The organism is Shewanella baltica, assembly GCF_900456975.1.
GTDB classification, from domain to species: Bacteria; Pseudomonadota; Gammaproteobacteria; order Enterobacterales; family Shewanellaceae; genus Shewanella; species Shewanella baltica.
In genome coordinates, this window is record NZ_UGYM01000002.1 from 1,820,799 (window position 1) to 1,837,483 (window position 16,685).

9 protein-coding genes and 2 pseudogenes are annotated in these 16,685 nt (G+C 46.9%); 5 read left to right on the forward strand and 6 right to left on the reverse strand.

From position 1 onward, the window contains the following. Positions 1-94: 94 nt before the first annotated feature. Positions 95-1,471: an L-serine ammonia-lyase gene (locus tag DYH48_RS08215; RefSeq protein ID WP_115334489.1), complete on the reverse strand. Its 1,377-nt coding sequence runs from the start codon at positions 1,469-1,471 to the stop codon at positions 95-97. Positions 1,472-1,856: 385 nt separating this feature from the next. On the opposite strand from DYH48_RS08215, the gene nagZ reads away from it, so the two are divergent. Together nagZ and ycfP are read left to right on the forward strand one after the other, a co-directional pair. Next, complete coding sequence (nagZ, locus tag DYH48_RS08220; RefSeq protein ID WP_115334490.1) at positions 1,857-2,885, forward strand: beta-N-acetylhexosaminidase; 1,029 nt, start codon at positions 1,857-1,859, stop codon at positions 2,883-2,885. Positions 2,886-2,964: 79 nt separating this feature from the next. Beyond that, positions 2,965-3,504, forward strand: a complete 540-nt coding sequence (gene ycfP, locus DYH48_RS08225) for an alpha/beta hydrolase YcfP (RefSeq protein WP_115334491.1) — start codon at positions 2,965-2,967, stop codon at positions 3,502-3,504. A gap of 551 nt (positions 3,505-4,055) precedes the next feature. On the opposite strand, the pseudogene DYH48_RS08230 reads toward ycfP, so the two are convergent. The 3 genes and pseudogenes from DYH48_RS08230 to DYH48_RS08240 form a co-directional block, all read right to left on the reverse strand. Next, positions 4,056-5,071 (reverse strand): annotated as a pseudogene (locus tag DYH48_RS08230) (transposase). A 325-nt stretch (positions 5,072-5,396) separates the two neighbouring features. Next, a pseudogene (locus DYH48_RS23925) lies at positions 5,397-5,503 on the reverse strand (transposase); the annotation flags it as partial. Between the two features lie 19 nt (positions 5,504-5,522). Continuing rightward, positions 5,523-6,764 carry a DUF4365 domain-containing protein gene (locus DYH48_RS08240; RefSeq protein WP_115334492.1) on the reverse strand — a complete coding sequence of 414 codons (1,242 nt, stop codon included), beginning with the start codon at positions 6,762-6,764 and terminating at the stop codon, positions 5,523-5,525. A 326-nt stretch (positions 6,765-7,090) separates the two neighbouring features. Here DYH48_RS08240 and DYH48_RS08245 point away from each other — a divergent pair, with 326 nt between their 5' ends. The 3 genes from DYH48_RS08245 (at position 7,091) to DYH48_RS08255 (ending at position 11,992) form a co-directional block, all read left to right on the forward strand. Continuing rightward, positions 7,091-9,334, forward strand: coding sequence for a hypothetical protein (locus DYH48_RS08245; RefSeq protein ID WP_115334493.1), 2,244 nt, complete (start codon positions 7,091-7,093; stop codon positions 9,332-9,334). Positions 9,335-9,344: 10 nt separating this feature from the next. Next, entirely contained in the window at positions 9,345-11,045 is a 1,701-nt protein-coding gene (locus DYH48_RS08250; RefSeq protein ID WP_115334494.1) for a toxin-antitoxin system YwqK family antitoxin, read from the forward strand. Between the two features lie 671 nt (positions 11,046-11,716). Next, entirely contained in the window at positions 11,717-11,992 is a 276-nt protein-coding gene (locus DYH48_RS08255) for an acylphosphatase (protein WP_011846955.1), read from the forward strand. 123 nt (positions 11,993-12,115) lie between these two features. Here DYH48_RS08255 and DYH48_RS08260 read toward each other — a convergent pair whose 3' ends face one another. Both DYH48_RS08260 and mfd read right to left on the reverse strand, forming a co-directional pair. Then, a complete protein-coding gene (locus tag DYH48_RS08260; RefSeq protein ID WP_115334495.1) occupies positions 12,116-13,117 on the reverse strand; it encodes a peptidoglycan binding protein CsiV in 1,002 nt (333 codons plus the stop codon). Further along, the gene (gene mfd, locus DYH48_RS08265) at positions 13,117-16,605 is read right to left on the reverse strand and encodes a transcription-repair coupling factor (protein WP_115334496.1); all 3,489 of its coding nucleotides are present in this window, start codon (positions 16,603-16,605) and stop codon (positions 13,117-13,119) included. The genes DYH48_RS08260 and mfd overlap by 1 nt, the downstream gene beginning before the upstream one ends. Positions 16,606-16,685 lie beyond the last annotated feature (80 nt).

Here is a 16,685-nt window from a genome sequence, read left to right on the forward strand (position 1 = left end):
ATGAGCTAAAACAAAAATGCCGCAACTCAGTGAGTCGCGGCATTTTTTATAATGCAGTTTAAGTGATTAGTGGGAGTGAACTAACACTCAGCACTTAGCACTCAACAATGTTGACTGCTAGGCCGCCTTTGGCGGTTTCTTTGTATTTGCTGCGCATATCTCTGCCGGTATCCATCATGGTTTTGATCACTTTATCCAGTGAAACCTTATGGTGACCGTCACCGCGTAGGGCCATACGAGAGGCGTTGATCGCTTTGATCGCGCCCATGGCATTACGTTCGATACAAGGCACTTGCACTAGGCCGCCCACAGGATCGCAGGTTAAGCCTAAGTTATGTTCCATGCCGATTTCAGCTGCGTTTTCAACGTGCTCAATCGTGCCGCCCATGATTTCAGTCAGTGCGCCAGCAGCCATAGAACAGGCTACGCCAACTTCACCTTGGCAACCCACTTCGGCGCCAGAAATTGAGGCATTCTTCTTGTACAAAATACCAATCGCGGCGGCGGTTAATAGGTAACGGGCGCAGACATCGATATCCACTTCTTGTACGAAGGTATCGTAATAGCATAATACTGCAGGGATAATTCCCGCAGCGCCGTTTGTGGGTGCCGTCACGACGCGATCGCCGGCTGCATTTTGCTCGTTGACCGACAGGGCGAATAAATCGACCCAATCCATTGCGGTTAATGGGTCGACGTTGTTACGGCCTTCTGCTTTCAAACGACGGTACAGGGCAGGGGCGCGGCGACGCAGTTTTAAGCCACCAGGTAAAATGCCTTCTTTTTGATAACCGCGTTCGATACAGGTTTTCATGGTCTGCCAAATGTTCCACAGCTTGGCTTTGACTTCATCTTCTGTGGCTAAACTCAGTTCGTTCGCCATCATCAAAGAAGAAATGCTCAGACCTTGCTCGCCACACAATTCTAATAATTGTGCTGCGCTACCAAAATCAAAAGGGGCTGCTTCGATTGGTGATGCAGGTGATGCGTTACGTTGGCTGATTTCGTCTTCATCTAAGATAAAGCCGCCGCCGACAGAATAATAAGTGCGCTCGAAAATACACTCATCTTTACAATAAGCGTATAAGGTCATGGCGTTGGCGTGTGCTGGCAAGGTTTTACGTCTGTGGTAGGTAATGCCTTGCTCGCGGGTAAATTTAACCACTTTGCCACAGTGCAGAGTTAAGGTTTCGTCCTTGGAGACGTGCTCTAAAATGCCGTCGATACTGTCAGTATCTACGGTTTCTGGATCTTCACCCATTAAGCCTAAAATCACTGCTTTGCCAGTGCCGTGGCCTTTGCCTGTTTGGCCGAGGGAGCCAAAGAGCTCGGCTCTTAATTCATCAATCTGGGTCACGAGTCCTGAGTCAGTCAGGTTTTGCATAAAAATTTTGCCCGCTTTCATTGGGCCGACGGTATGTGAACTCGATGGACCTATGCCGATCTTGAACATGTCAAATACGCTAATCATGATAGAAGTCCTGTTGTGTCTTGTTTATTATTTTAGTCTGAGTGCATGGGATTGCTCGCTCTGCAGATTGAAGCACGCTAATCTTCAACGTGAACTCTGGTCAATGGCGGCGCTCTTTCATGCGAAATCTGCTTGTGTGATACTCTAACCTCAGTATCCCATAGATTAGTGTGACAATTCACATTAGTTTTTTTAATTCGATATAGTTCGGATAAGCTGAACTTAATTGGGACTTTTTTGCTGGCCATTTTATGGTCAAGAATACAGGCTTTAAAAGCGCTACAAGGGCAGATGGTTCGCTTTTTTGAGCATTTTTGTGAGCGCGGACTACTTATGGCTTGAGTGGTTATTTTTTGAGTATTAATGAAAATTTTTAGGGAGAAGTATGAGCTATTTAATGTTGGACCTACTGTCGTTGGACGTCAGTGAGGCAGAATCTGAGATGCTACGCCATCCACAGGTGGGTGGTTTAATTCTATTTTCCCGCAATTTTTCAAGCCGTGATCAGTTGATCCGTCTGGTACAACAGATACGCCAAATTCGCCCTGAACTATTAATTGCCGTCGATCATGAGGGCGGTCGAGTACAACGCTTCCGCGATGGCTTTACCGTTATTCCCGCCATGGGCGACATTTTACCCGCAGCAAAAGGTGATATAGCGTTAGCCAAACGCTGGGCCTGTGAGCTCGGTTTCTTGATGGCGATTGAATTACTGGCCTGCGATATCGACTTAAGTTTCGCGCCCGTATTGGACTTAAATGGCGTGAGTCAAGTCATAGGTAAACGCAGCTTTAGCCCAGAGCCTGCCGAGGTGATTACACTGGCCGAAAGCTTTATTGCGGGTATGGCCGCCGCTGGCATGGGCGCTGTGGGTAAACATTTCCCCGGACACGGCAGTGTGGTGGCGGATTCGCACTACGAGAAACCGATTGATGATCGCGATGCCGAGGCGATTTTTGCAAAGGATATCCTGCCGTTTAAAGACTTGATCGCAAAAGAGAAGTTATTAGGCGTGATGCCCGCGCACGTGGTTTATCCTAAAGTCGACCCCAACTCTGCGGGTTTTTCTGAATACTGGCTAAAACAAGTGCTGCGCAAAGAGCTTGGCTTTAACGGGGTGATTTTCTCCGACGATCTTGGCATGCAAGGCGCAGGATTTGCGGGCGATTACCGTGCAAGGGCCAGCGCTGCCTTAGCCGCCGGTTGCGATATGATTTTAGTGTGCAATGACAATGCGGGCGTAATGTCGCTGCTGGATGGTTTTACATGGCCAGCGAGTGCGCCGCAGCATCCTGCAAGTTTACTCAAGCCCAATGCCGCACAAACGGCCGCAGCGCTCGATAATACCGCCCGTTGGGAAAACGCGAAGCAGCTTGCGGAGCAAATTTGTTTGGCCCAACAGGCGAAAGTTTGATGTAGCGCAAGGTGTGAGATCACTCTTTTGCTAGGGTTAGTTAATTCACTGTAATCAAAAATGATTAAAAGGCCTTGATATGATTTTCTATCTTCATGGATTTGATGCGACTAGCCCAGGTAATCACGAAAAAATGCGTCAGTTGCAATTTATCGACCCTGACGTACGTTTGGTCAGTTACAGCACCTTGCACCCTAAGCACGACATGCAACACTTGCTCAAGGAAGTCGCCAAGCAAATGAAGCATAGCGACGATCCCGCGCCGTTAATGGTCGGCGTGGGACTCGGCGCTTATTGGGCCGAACGCATTGGATTTTTGAATGGTCTTAAATCTGTGCTGATTAACCCCAATTTGCACCCAGAAGAGAATATGCAGGGCAAGATTGACCGCCCAGAAGAATATGCCGATATTGCCAATAAGTGCGTGTCGCAATTTCGTGAAAAGAATACCCACAAGGCCATGTGCATATTCTCAGTGAATGATGAGATGTTCGATAATCTGCAACTCGCCAGTGAATTAAGCGCCTATTATTCGATTGATTGGGATGACGTTCAGCCCCACAAATTCCCCCAACTCGCCGCACATCTGCCCAAAATAAAAGCCTTTAAATTGGCTTGATTGATATCGATTGGATAAAAGTACCACTCCTCTTTTTATATTTAAGAGGGGGAGTGGGTTTATCTCATCGGCTATTCCGCCTTATGGTTTTGGCTTTTTATACTTCATGCCGCGCACATTAAGGGCTCTAAATTGTAAAATCGACTGTGTTGATTTTGGACTGAAATGTGTTAGATAGTAGTGCCGAAGGGCTGCAACTTTAGTTTTAGTTTTATTTTTTAGTGATTTAGTGATTTAGTGATTTAGTGATTTAGTGTTGGGTGGTCTCCACTTGCACAGGCTTGCCATGGCATTGACTCGTCGACACGCAGCAAGTCCGTCCGTGGATGCTCGACCGCCTCGTCCATGGGGCGGACGGTCGTCTCGCTAATCACCATAGCTCGCCTTTCGAGCGCATGCGTAACCTCTAGGTTTTAAAGACTAGATCTAATCTTAACGATTATTAAACACCACTCTTATTGGACAAAAACGTGCTATGTTTTGCGCGGAATTATCTTCATTTCGGAACAACAAAAATAATTCCAAGCGCTGAATCGTGGGCAATAATGAACTTAAGGATGTAACGCTTGGCTTGAGGCTTTACCTTTACACCATTTGCCGCTGTTGTGCTGCTTTTTAAACTCGCACATGCTATCCCATCGACCACTTATGCCACTGTATTGACGTCGAAACTCTTTAGCTGAAGTGAGCCACGCATCGGGCGAAATGCCTAATTCATTGAGTAGTTTTGGCCGTTGATTATCGATATAGCCTTTTTTATCAAGGCGCATAGCTCGTCCCGTCCAATCTATTAACTCAAGATAATCGGCAAAATGAAACGGAATACCCGTTTGCTGATTCAGAAGTGTTGAACCATCAAATTTTGCGAGGGCTTTATGTGGTATTTGCTGTAGGTTATCTGCGGTATTTTTGGCCCGTTGGGGCGCGTTGATATGAGGATTAAGTGCATTCACGCGCTCCTGAATCGATGTAAAATCAGAGGATTGCACGGAGTCGGCAATCCCTGCTCGAATAGGATTTAAATCGACATACATCATGCACGCCAGCAGTGCTTGCTCATCTAACAACGCTTGTGACTTAAAACGGCCTTCCCAAAAAGCGCCTTTACACTTATCTTCACGATTGGCCTTACGGGCAATTTCTTCATTTAAACAGCGCATAAACCAAGAGATACTGCTCAGTCGCTCATACCACTCGGCGAGTAATGCATCAAGTAACATCACTTCACCGTCGATTAAATCATCACCATTCATATACTTAGTGGCGACAACATGGCCCTTAGTGATTTGACACCAGCGACTAATAATATCTTTTTGCGTTAGCGATTTCGCCTTGTCGACATCAATTTTAAGCACTAAATGATAGTGATTACTCATCACCGCATAGGCGCAAATATCAATGCAGAAAATACCTTGATTTTATCAACAATCCAGCCGCGACGATGCTCATAACTGCGGCCTGACAGTTTATCTTCACCGCACAGAAAAGCCCTGCGAACACAGCGATTTATTACATGATAGAAAGGTGTCGCATTAGCATCAATTAACTGTCTTCTGGCTGAGGTCATAAGACACTCCAAAACGACAAAAGCAAGATAATGTAAAGCCTAGTCAAAGAAGCTAAAAAACACAAAAAGATATGGCTGTCCTCTCTATTTGTCTTCTCTCTATTTGTCTCTCTATTTAAAACAACATAATGCGCTTTAGGTTTGCCTTCAAGCAGCAGTGGCTAAAGTAGCCTTAACGAGGGTCATTAACATTGGCTGTAGGGGAAAAGGAGTCAAAAGCGAGCTAATTCATTGAAAAATGGTGTATTTCAGACGTGACAAGTCATCCCATAGTGCTTGGGAGATGTTAGGCGATAATTGTTTTCGGAGCGATATTAAGTAGCTGTCAGTTGATGTGAAAGTGCTGACAACTTGATGCAAAGTGCCGTCGTAGCTTTCTAAGTGCTCGCAGTAATCGGTGAGTTCTTGCAGTGTGCCCACCGTGCTGTTGTAGGGAGCCATCTATTAAGTGCTATTGCACCTTTTTCAGTTCGAACTCAAATCCTTCAGTTGCTTCAATATAGTAACTGAGTTGGCTCTTTGCGTTAAAGACTACCTGCCATTCGTTGATCTCTTCGTTACGTTCGACACCATGGTATGCGAGTAAGCAGATATTATCAGCATGAGCAATAAGACTCTGAAACTTAGTACTAACTTCTTTACATTCATATGGAGATAGGCCAATTCCCAAACCTGCATTATATAACCTATTGATCTTAGGGAAGTAAGAATGCAAGACAGAAATAATCCCGCCAAACTCCAAACGACCTGAATCATAATCTTTTAGCTTTGAACTCAATTCGCAAACAAGAGGTTCAACCAAATTCTTAATCCCAGTCGTCTCCAAAACGAACTTCTCTTTACAGATGCTATTCTCGGCATTGAATCGGGAGTTAGAGAGATAGTTATCGTCCCACTCTACCTTGATGTTTAAACCAATGTCTTCCCCTCCGTGAGACATGGGAAGGAAATTCGCATCTAAACTGTCAGAGAACCATTCAGAACGGCAAATATAATTGTTGTTCTTTTCATCTTCCGACGTTGGATACACAAGAAGCCATACTACGTGTGCTGCTGTTCCACTCCAACGGTTTCGCGTAATTTCGCTCCGATGATATTCACAATTAATCGCTTCAAGGGTGCAATTCTTTACTACATCGATTAGTTCCGCCTGAGTATGCTCTTTGTTCAGCACAACCCTCAGCGAGTACCTCTTCGCTGCGTTATGGCTATTTTCTTCAATTGATGAGATGGTGTAATTCTTGTGGACAGGCATTTTTCGAACTAGCCTCTTCATGTCCACATGCATTCCCGCATTAATTTTTTGATTTTTGGGTATTTCTATTTTCCATGCAGTCTTGGTATAAGTGACAGTATTTGGTGTGACAACTTGCCAATAACATTCATCTTCATCAACATCACATAAGACAATTAATACGGGAAGTGAGTGATGAAGCCAATAATCTAAATGCGACATGTCTCCTCGGTAAACATAGCCTCGGTCGTTGCTTTCTTTGAACCAAGATTTACCAGATTTAATCTGAACAGCTATCAATCTACCAGTAGCACTATTTTCATCGACAAGTTCTATTTGTGCATCAATACCAAAGTCGGCGACCGTCTGTTCTCTAAATACATAACCAATGCGCTCAAATTTGTAACCAACACTTTGAACACCAAGACGATCTGTTTTGGAACTATTTGAAATCTTCACTGCCTACGTTTCCCTCTAAGCATTTAACGCCTGTAACTAGCGAATCCCAGATAAACTCGATGAGATTCAAATAAGTAGACACGCATGATGTTTTTGATCTAAACCATTTAGCAAAAACCTCATAGATTCAACATTATGCATGATATCGATATATTACACGATTTACTCAAAGAACAATGTCCTCAAGTACATCAGAAACGCCTTAATTCGCTGATGGTTGCTACCGCATGTGTTGCGCTGGACAGGCATAAACAGCAAAGCATTTTATTTACTGGGCGTGAAAGGGCATAATGCGGCGCTTACTATTTGAGATACAAGGAATAACCATGAAGTACTTGGTTAGCGTAGTTGCATGCTGTTTATTATCGGCCTGTTCTTTTGGGGATGCTGATGTTGAGTTCACACCTGAGAAAGGGGAAGAGCGCTCGTATCAGCTGTATAGCACCACCAACATCACTGTAGACAACGGTCGGCGTACCGAAACGGTTAATACTAGCTCACATCAATTGCTGCGTTATAAGGTCCTCGAAACAGGCAAAAACAGTCGGTTTCAAGTGCATGTCGATTATATGAACATGCGCGATGGTCAAGGGAGCGGCGTCAGTAGTGGCCAGCGGGCCGATCGTAATCCCGAAATGCACGCTATTTTCTCGCAGGGATTTGAATTTACGTTAAATCTAGACGATGGCAGCGTTAAAGAATTCAGTGCATTGAACAAACCGGTATGGCAGGCGCTGCTGGCTGAACGCGGCGCAGAGCTTGAGCAGGAACTGAAAAAACTCTTTAGCTCATCGGCCTTCCTTAGCACCATACCCGCCAAAGCAGGGGCGGTCGTCGCGCTTCCTACCTATCAAGGCCACGCCAATGCCAAACTTACTGTATTGCAAGTCACTGATACGCATGTGTTAGCCAAAGTTGAAAGTGATGGTGAGCAAGCCAAAATATACGGTCAGCTGATGTTAGAACGTGAGCGGGGTTGGTTAGCACAGTTAGCCTTAGTGGCAGAAGCGCCGTTTGAGCGCTACGGCTATAAGGGCACAGTGCGCAGCAACGTTATTATGTTGCCGCAGCAGCGCCAGTTGGGTGATTTAACACAGCGTTTAGGTTTTGATTATGATTTCCCTGCCTTTGAGTATCAAAAACAGCCTGACTTTGTACTGGATGACATCAATAAGACCTTAGGCATTGATGCTGTGTTTGCCTATGATGCGGGTTACTTTTACCAGCAAGATGATCTATTAAATCTAACCTATCATCATGACTTTTCAGGTTTTAAACCCGAAGGCGGATTTAGCTTAACCGATATCACGGCACACAGCGTGGATGGCACTGTGCTGCCACTGCAACTAAGCAAGGTGGGCAGTTACAGTTATCCAGAACAGGATGGTTTCCATCAATCTGTGCAGCAAAATCTGCTTATTGGCTGGAATGCACCAAATGACCTCTTAGCTCAGGTTGCTGAGTTTCGCGCGACTGCCCATTATCATGGTGCGAAACTGGTCAAACTTAACCTGACACCTGATCCCAGTAAAACTGTGAGCTTGCAGTATGAAGATTTACAGCTGGAACTCTCGCCAATCCCAGATCAACCATTCAGTTATTTACTGAAATCGCGAGGCGGCGCTGACAAAACTTGGTTGTACCGGCGCTATGACGGTGCCGAAGGCGCTATGGTGCACTATCTGCCACCGCCAGCCACTGGACCGGATTGGTTAACCCCAGCAGAGCAAAATATGCTGGCGCTGACTTCATCGGCGCAATATGAAACGATTACACAGTTTACCTTTGCCGCCGCGCCGTCGACACTGACACTCTATGTGAATACTGCGACTGACAGCGGCGAACTGACTAAGAATATTCGTTTTATTCCGACCCTAGATTACGCGCAAAATATGGCTTATCCGCCGGCGCAGCAGCAACTGCTTTATAGCGATGATATGTATGCGTCCTATGATAATCAGCCGCAACCTAGCACACCTTTCGATCCTGCCTTACTTGAGCCGCAAATCGTCGCCAAATACGGCGTTAGTATGCTGTTAACGTCCGAGCAGGCAGCGGTGTGCACCCTCAGTGTGGTCGATGCCCCTAAGGTAAACGGGCACACACTGCAATGGACAAACACTAACGCCAGCAACAACACGGGTTTTGGTGCTGGGCTAGATAAGTTTGTGCTGTACCAACTGAGTAGCACCGATGGGATCCGCCGCAATTTTTACGACATCAATGTCAGCAGCACCTTGGCCTGTACCGGTACGCCTCAATGGCAAGCACTCGCATATCACCCCGAGCAAAGCTGGTTGATTGATGTCAGTCAGCTGCCAGATTTGGATACCACTCAAACCGTGGCCGACGTTATGCGGCGCTATCGTTTTTTAAATGCGCAGAATTTACCCCTTGCGCCTGCTATGCAAGGTGACAGTAGTGATTTTTATCAACGTCCGTTGCAGCAAGTATTACGTGAGCAACGCTGGTTTGTGCTGGCGGGGCGCGCAGCACAAATAGAACAGCTTTCGATAAGCGGCGAACCTGTAAATAAACAGTGGGTTAATACATTCCCTGCGTTACCTTAAGGAGCAGAAAATGCGAGTCTTATTACTATTATCTGCGCTACTTATGTCGTTTAATTTGTCGGCTGAGCGAATTTTACTCGACCAAGAATGGCGGCTTAGCGATGTGCCGGGCGAAGCCATTTATTATCTGGAGCAAGCGCCGACAGAACAAGATGGCGAGTGGCCAGTGCAGCTATTTTATTTAGAAACGGATAAACCGGTTTTTAAGGGCAGTGTCAACAATCCCAATTTAGTCGAGAGTTTTATCGTTGGCGATTTCGAGTTTTTCTACCCCGACGGTCAATTGTCTCGCAAGGGCAGCAGCGATGCGCAAGGACATTATCAGGGCACGCATCTGCATTATTGGGAAGACGGAGCGCTCTCGGGAGAGTACCACTACCAGAATGGCCAGCTGAACGGCGAGCAGAAAAGCTATTATCAAAATGGCCAACTGCAGCGCCATGAGCATCGCGTGAATGGGGCTGAATTAGGCTTATCGCAAAGTTATCATGCCAACGGCCTGCTGGCATCGCGCGCAAACTATGGTGCGAACGGTATGGAAGGGCGATATGAAAGCTTCTATGACAATGGTAAGCCAGAGCAAAGCGTGAATATGGTGGCGGGAAAATACCAAGGTGAGCGACTGTATTGGACTAAAGAGGGCTGGTTATACACCAAAGAGTTTTACCTGAATGGAAAAATGCACGGAGAAGTGTTGAGTTATCAGGCCGCAGACATTCTGCAAGAGATCAAACATTATCAGCATGGCAAGCAGGTAGGAAACCAGCAGCGTTTTAAAGGGCCAGGGCTGTTAGCCATGCAGCAAGAGTACGATAATGATGGCCGTGAAATACAGTATATTACCTATGATAATGCTGGCAATGTCGCCACTCAAACCGATACTCAATATCTTGCAAAAGGCCGGATTAGCACTGAACAGCGCTTCGATGCCACTGGAAAGTTAACCCATCAATATCAGCGTGATACTGCGAAAAACTGGAGTTTACGTCAGCGCTTCGACTCTGCAGGTGAATTGATTGAACGCGATGAACAACTCAAGGGGCAATACGATGGCTTGTATATCGGGATTGGCTGGAATGGCGCTGTCCAACGTGCGAGCTATAGCAAAGGTCAAATGCACGGTGCCTATCGGGAAGATAATGTAGAGGACGGCAGTTTTGTCAGCGGCCAATACCACTTAGGTTTAAAGGTCGGCAAGTGGGTCACGCAAACCCGTGACACGACGCGCAATGAGCAGTTTAACCAACAAGGTGAGTTGAGTGGCGAACAAACAGAAATTGCAGCCGATGGCACGATAATGCGCCGAGAGTTTTATAAAAACGCTAAGTTACATGGCGCATATTTACTGCGTGGTTTTGATAAACAGCTGCAAGCCCAAGGTCAGTATGTTAACGGTCAGCGTGAAGGCCAATGGCTGCTGCAAGATGAAAGCAGCTACAGCATGGTTAAGCTCTGGCATGGTCACTATAAAGCAGGACACGAAGTGGGTCACTGGCAAGCCTTTTCCGCCAACGGCCATTTATTAGGGCAGACGCAGTATGATGATAAAGGTCAATTGCAGGGTAAAGGTTACAGTTTTAACGAAGATGGCAGCCTGCTACAAAGTGATGAGTATCTTGATAATCAACTGCACGGCAGGTCGGTGTATTACTTTAATGGCGAACCCTCATCCGAGTATCGCTATCAAAATGGTCAGATGATCAGCGACTAGCTGGTTATCGCGTAATCAACTTATCGCGCAATAAAACAGAAACCGGCAGACTATGCCGGTTTTTTACTTTTGTCTTTTGAATGTGTAGCTGGCATATTTTTGCTTGTCTTGCTGTAACGCTTCGCCATACACAGTACCCGTTATTAGCGTGGCATAGCGACACTTCAATTCTACAACCCTCACTTCTAACCCCATTACTTCCCAAACCCTCGTTTTGCAATTGCGAGCTGGCCAGAACAAGCACAATCTCAGCGTTGAACGTCAATGCGCCCTCATGTTTCTGCGATTTTCACAGGGGTGTTTTGTTAAATGAACAATGCAGGCAGAGGTAGGAGCCGATTTTCAGCTAAAAGCATTATATTCGCTGGGGAGGGATAGTTTTACTTTTCAAACTCTTGAAAATAATTATTTATTGTGTAAAGTAGTCAGTCTTGCTATTTTGTAACAAAATGCTACAGAGTTGCTGTTGTATTTGTCCATTTATTGGATATCCCTTTGCGTATGTCGCCCGACACAGCTAACTGCAGTCTTGTTAGCTGTTTTTTTTGCCTAAAATAAAATATCGTTTGTTTTTTGCTCTATAGATCCATAGGTTAACACTTAGCCTTTGGATAATTGCGGCTATGCTTAATCCAATAACAGGCTTGTGTGCAATGCAAAAGGGGCATGAGATGAAGCGTGTATTGATAAGTTTAACGGGTAAAGTACAAGGTGTGGGTTGTCGGCATGCGACCTTGACTAAGGCCAGAGCCTTGGGCGTGACAGGCTATGTCACCAATTGCCGTGATGGTAGTGTCGAAGTATTAGCCCAAGGCAGTGATATTGCGGTGAATAACTTGATTGCTTGGTGCGAAGTGGGCGTGCCTTGTACCGAGGGATTAACTGTCACTGTGGGAGAAGACGAAGCCGATGATATCTACCTCGACTTCTCCATAGTACAGTCTTAAGTTAAAAGTACAGTCTTAAACAGCTGCACAGTCTTAAGCTAAACGTGCAGTCTCAAACAGCAGTACAGTCTAAGTCATTCATTTTAGAGTACGACTCAAGTCTTTTGCAATTTACTTGCTGACTCAGTATTGCCCAACCGTTTGTATGGATTCGGCATTCTGACTTTTTTGCTGTGCACTAGGTTGTGCCATCTTACGAATTTGGATCACCATGCCCATTTCGGGGTGATCTAAATAATGGATTTCCTCACTCTTCACCCGGCGGTTTTGCTCCAATGGCACTGACATTAAAAACGGAGTCATGACTTTAGGTGCCGTGAGTGTTGCGCTGGTATCGGCGGCATCGCTTGGCATTGCTGGTAATAGCTTTCTGCCTTCTTTGCGCATATTCAGTGCAGTTTCAATATACAAATAGTGGCTCAAGTAGATATTTAACGTGCCATCTAATTCCCAAACCGGTGAGACCACAGGTGCAAGCATAGGCGTGCCATCGGCATTGATCATAGGTTCTGTTTGAGTTGGCGTAACAATTTTTCTGCCATCAAAATGATAGGTATCCGAGAAATCTTTACCCGCAAATAAACGAATAGGCACAGAACCACTTTTGCCGCGCATCGGTTGTTGCCACGCCATGTGCAGTAAACTGCGCGTGCCGCGTTCACGGGAGATGCTATTGATAATGCTCGCGAACTGGCTTTGGCTGCGTGCTAATAACACTGGGCCACCATTGGCGCTGGCATAGCTGGTCGTTGCGCTGCTGATTTCTGATGGGATCACTGGCGGATAGCGATATTCGACACTGGTCGGCGCGGCGGCTACAGGCTCAGACGTTGGCTCACCGTTTAAGCTTTCAGCGCAGTGGCTATTGGCATCGGCATCAAATACTAGCGTACAAGGCGCCGACTCACTCGCCATTGGGGTGATGACTTGTGCAACCGCTGGAGAGATCAAGTCTATCGCTTTATCGGTTTTCGTCTTGATCGGCGTATCTGGCCATTGCTCAGTTGACTGACTTTGGCGTTCAAATACATAGACTTCAACTTCGAACCAAGCTTCAGCTTGGACCACCTGACTGTACGATAGTGCAATGAGGGTAGCGATAGAGACCGCGAGTTTACGTAACACTATTTATTATCTCCAAGACGATGTTGCGATAATTGTTCGAGCAAGAGTTTCACTAAAGCGAGCCTGTCTTTGCTGGTTTCGGCCGCAAGGCTGAACTTTAACTTATTCGGTCCTTCCATTCGATAGATTTGTGGCTGGCTTTGGAGTAATCCAATAATAAACATAGGATCGATGACGTGATCATGACTAAATTCGATGCTGCCACCTTTACTGTGCACTTCTATTTTAGTCGCCCCTAAGCGAGTCGCCTCATGTTTATAGAGGGTCATTTCCATTAAGTTGCGCGTCGGTTCGGGCAATAGGCCAAAACGGTCGATTAATTCGACTTTTAACTCATCCAGCGCCGCTTCGGTTTCGCAACCTGCGATGCGTTTATAGAGCGATAGACGAATATTCACGTCGCTCACATAGGCCTCAGGCAGTAGGGCAGGGATACGCAGTTCAATTTCACATTGTTGATTCAGCATTTGCGCCAGCGATGGCTCTTTGCCTTGTTTTAAGGCTTTGACTGCCGCTTCGAGCATTTCCATGTATAAGCTAAAACCAATTTTCGAAATATGGCCGCTCTGCTCATCACCTAAGAGTTCACCTGCACCGCGGATCTCCAAATCTTGGGTCGCGAGCATAAAGCCTGCACCGAGATCTTCAAGGGCATCAATGGCTTCTAAACGCTTACGCGCATCGGGAGTCATACGTTTAGGATGCGGCGTCATCAAATAGGCATAAGCCTGATGGTGCGAGCGTCCGACGCGGCCGCGTAATTGGTGTAACTGCGCCAGACCAAAGGTATCGGCGCGCTCGATAATAATGGTGTTGGCACTCGGAACGTCGATACCAGTTTCGATAATAGTGGTACAGACTAACACGTTGAATCTTTGGTGATAAAAGTCAGACATCACCCGCTCAAGGTCGCGCTCACGCATTTGACCGTGGGCGACGACTACCCGCGCTTCTGGCAGTAAATCGATAATACCTTGGGCACATTTCTCAATACTTTCAACATTATTGTGCAGGTAATACACTTGGCCGCCACGGAGAATTTCCCGCAAAATGGCCTCGCGCACGGTTGCAGGATCGGATTCCCGCACAAAGGTTTTTACCGCTAAACGTTTGGCGGGCGGGGTGGCGATAATCGATAAATCGCGCATGCCCGACATGGCCATATTTAAGGTCCGTGGAATAGGCGTTGCCGTCAGAGTTAGGATATCCACGTTCGCACGCAGTGCCTTGATTTTCTCTTTCTGACGCACACCGAATCTGTGTTCTTCGTCGATGATCAGCAGGCCTAAGTTTTCAAACTTGGCCTCAGATTGCAATAACTTGTGAGTACCGATAACGATATCGACTTTGCCTTCTTCCAATTGCTGCAGCACTTGAGTCTGCTCTTTGGCGGTGCGAAAGCGTGACATCACTTCGGTGACCACAGGCCAGTCGGCAAATCTGTCTTTAAAGTTTTCATAGTGTTGCTGGGCAAGCAATGTGGTCGGGACCAGCACGACCACTTGTTTACCGGCGTTGACGGCCACAAAGGCGGCGCGCATGGCGACTTCGGTTTTACCAAAGCCCACATCGCCACAGACTAATCTGTCCATTGCTGTTGGCGATTGCATATCGGCTAACACGGCGATGATGGCGCTTTCTTGATCGACGGTTTCCTCGAAGGGGAAACCGCGAGCGAATTGGGCGTATTCATCTTCGTCAATCTCGCAGCTTTCGCCGGGACGAGATTGGCGACGGGCATAGACATCAAGCAGCTCGGCCGCAACATCGCGGATTTTTTCAATGGCTTTTTTCTTGGCTTTAGCCCACGTCTCATTGCCGAGTTTATTTAAGTGGGCGTCTTCGTCGGCGCCAACACTGTAGCGGCTGATAAGGTGCAATGAAGACACTGGCACATACAGTTTATCGCCGCCGGCGTATTCCAATTGCAGGTATTCGGCGACCAGTCCACCCGTATCTAGGGTGACTAAGCCTTTATAGAGGGCAACACCGTGTTCTAAATGCACAATGGGCTGACCGACTTTGAGTTCGGCCAAGTTTTTAATCAGGGCATCGTTACTGATCTGACGCTGTTTTTCACGGCGACGTTGCTGGGAAATTCGATGGCCGAAGAGCTCAGTTTCACAAATGATACTGATGCCATCTTTGGCGCTGATCTGCAGCAAACAACCGCGTGACAGCGGCGACACGATAAGGCCTAACTTGGCATCACTTTGAATAAATTCATCAAAATGGTTAAATAGCACAGGTTTAAGCTGAATTTTAGCGAGCAATTCAAGCAGCGCTTCGCGGCGACCCTCGGACTCAGCGCTAAACAACATGCGTTTGGCGCTGCTGGCGTAATCTTGCAGCGCTAACAGTGGTTGCTTTAATTTATGGTTGGCGCTGATATCGGGCAGGGGGCTGGCAGCAATCACCACAGCTTTTGTCGTTTCAGTGCCATCTGTCGGCACGTGCATTTGATAACGTGGCAGCGGTTTAAAGGCGGCAAATAACTCTTCAATGAGTAAATACAGCTCTTTAGGCGCCAGTAGCGGCCGCAGTGGATCGACTCGTCTGTCTTGATAGCGATGTTCGACTTCTTGCAAATGCGCGCGCGCCGACTTTTCGATATCCCCTAAAGTGACTAACTGAGTGTCCTTGGGCAAGTAATCGAATAGGGTCGCTGTGTCATCAAAAAACAGCGGCAGGTAGTTTTCAATCCCCGCCGGCATCAAGCTGCGGCTCACCAGCTGATAAACTGATTCCGGCTCTTTAACTATGACCTCAAAACGGCGACGGTATCTTTGTCTAAAGCCTTCGATGGCAGAGCTGTCGGTCGGAAATTCCTTCGCGGGCAATAAGCGAATCGAGTCAACAGGTTGCAATGAACGTTGGGTTTCGGGATCAAAATGGCGGATGGTCTCCACTTCTTCATCGAATAGCTCGATGCGCAGCGGCATATTCATCCCAGTGGGGAAGATATCCAGAATCGAGCCGCGAATGGCAAACTCGCCGTGTTCATACACTTGCTCAACTGAATGGTAGCCAGTGTCGGTTAAATGCTGGCGTACATCGTGTAACTTGTAGCTATCGCCTTTTTTCAGCACAAACACGTTGGCGCTCAAATAGGCCTTAGGTGGCAGGCGCATCATTAAGGTCGTGACCGGCACGATAACGATGTTTTGCTCAATTTGAGACAACTGCGACAGGGTTTCGAGTCGCTGGGAGATCAAATCCTGATGGGGCGAAAAACTGTCGTAGGGCAAGGTTTCGCGGTCAGGGAATAATCTGACCTTAATGCCTGTTTTACTGAGCAAATAACTCAGCTCTAGCTCTAAGCTTAAGGCGCTCGGCGTATCACTGGTGACAACTAAGGTCGTCCCCTTGTGTTGACGCGCTAAACTGGCGAGTGTAACGGCTTGGCAAACGCCGCCCACAGTGGACAGAGTCTGAATTTGATTGCCATTTTTGACGGCTGGCGGCGTTAGGGCTGATATGTGAGTCATTGGCGTGCGATAAACTGATTCATTCACAAAGAGTTGCAGACATTGTAGAGACTTGATGGCGCAGGTGCCAGTGAAAAGTC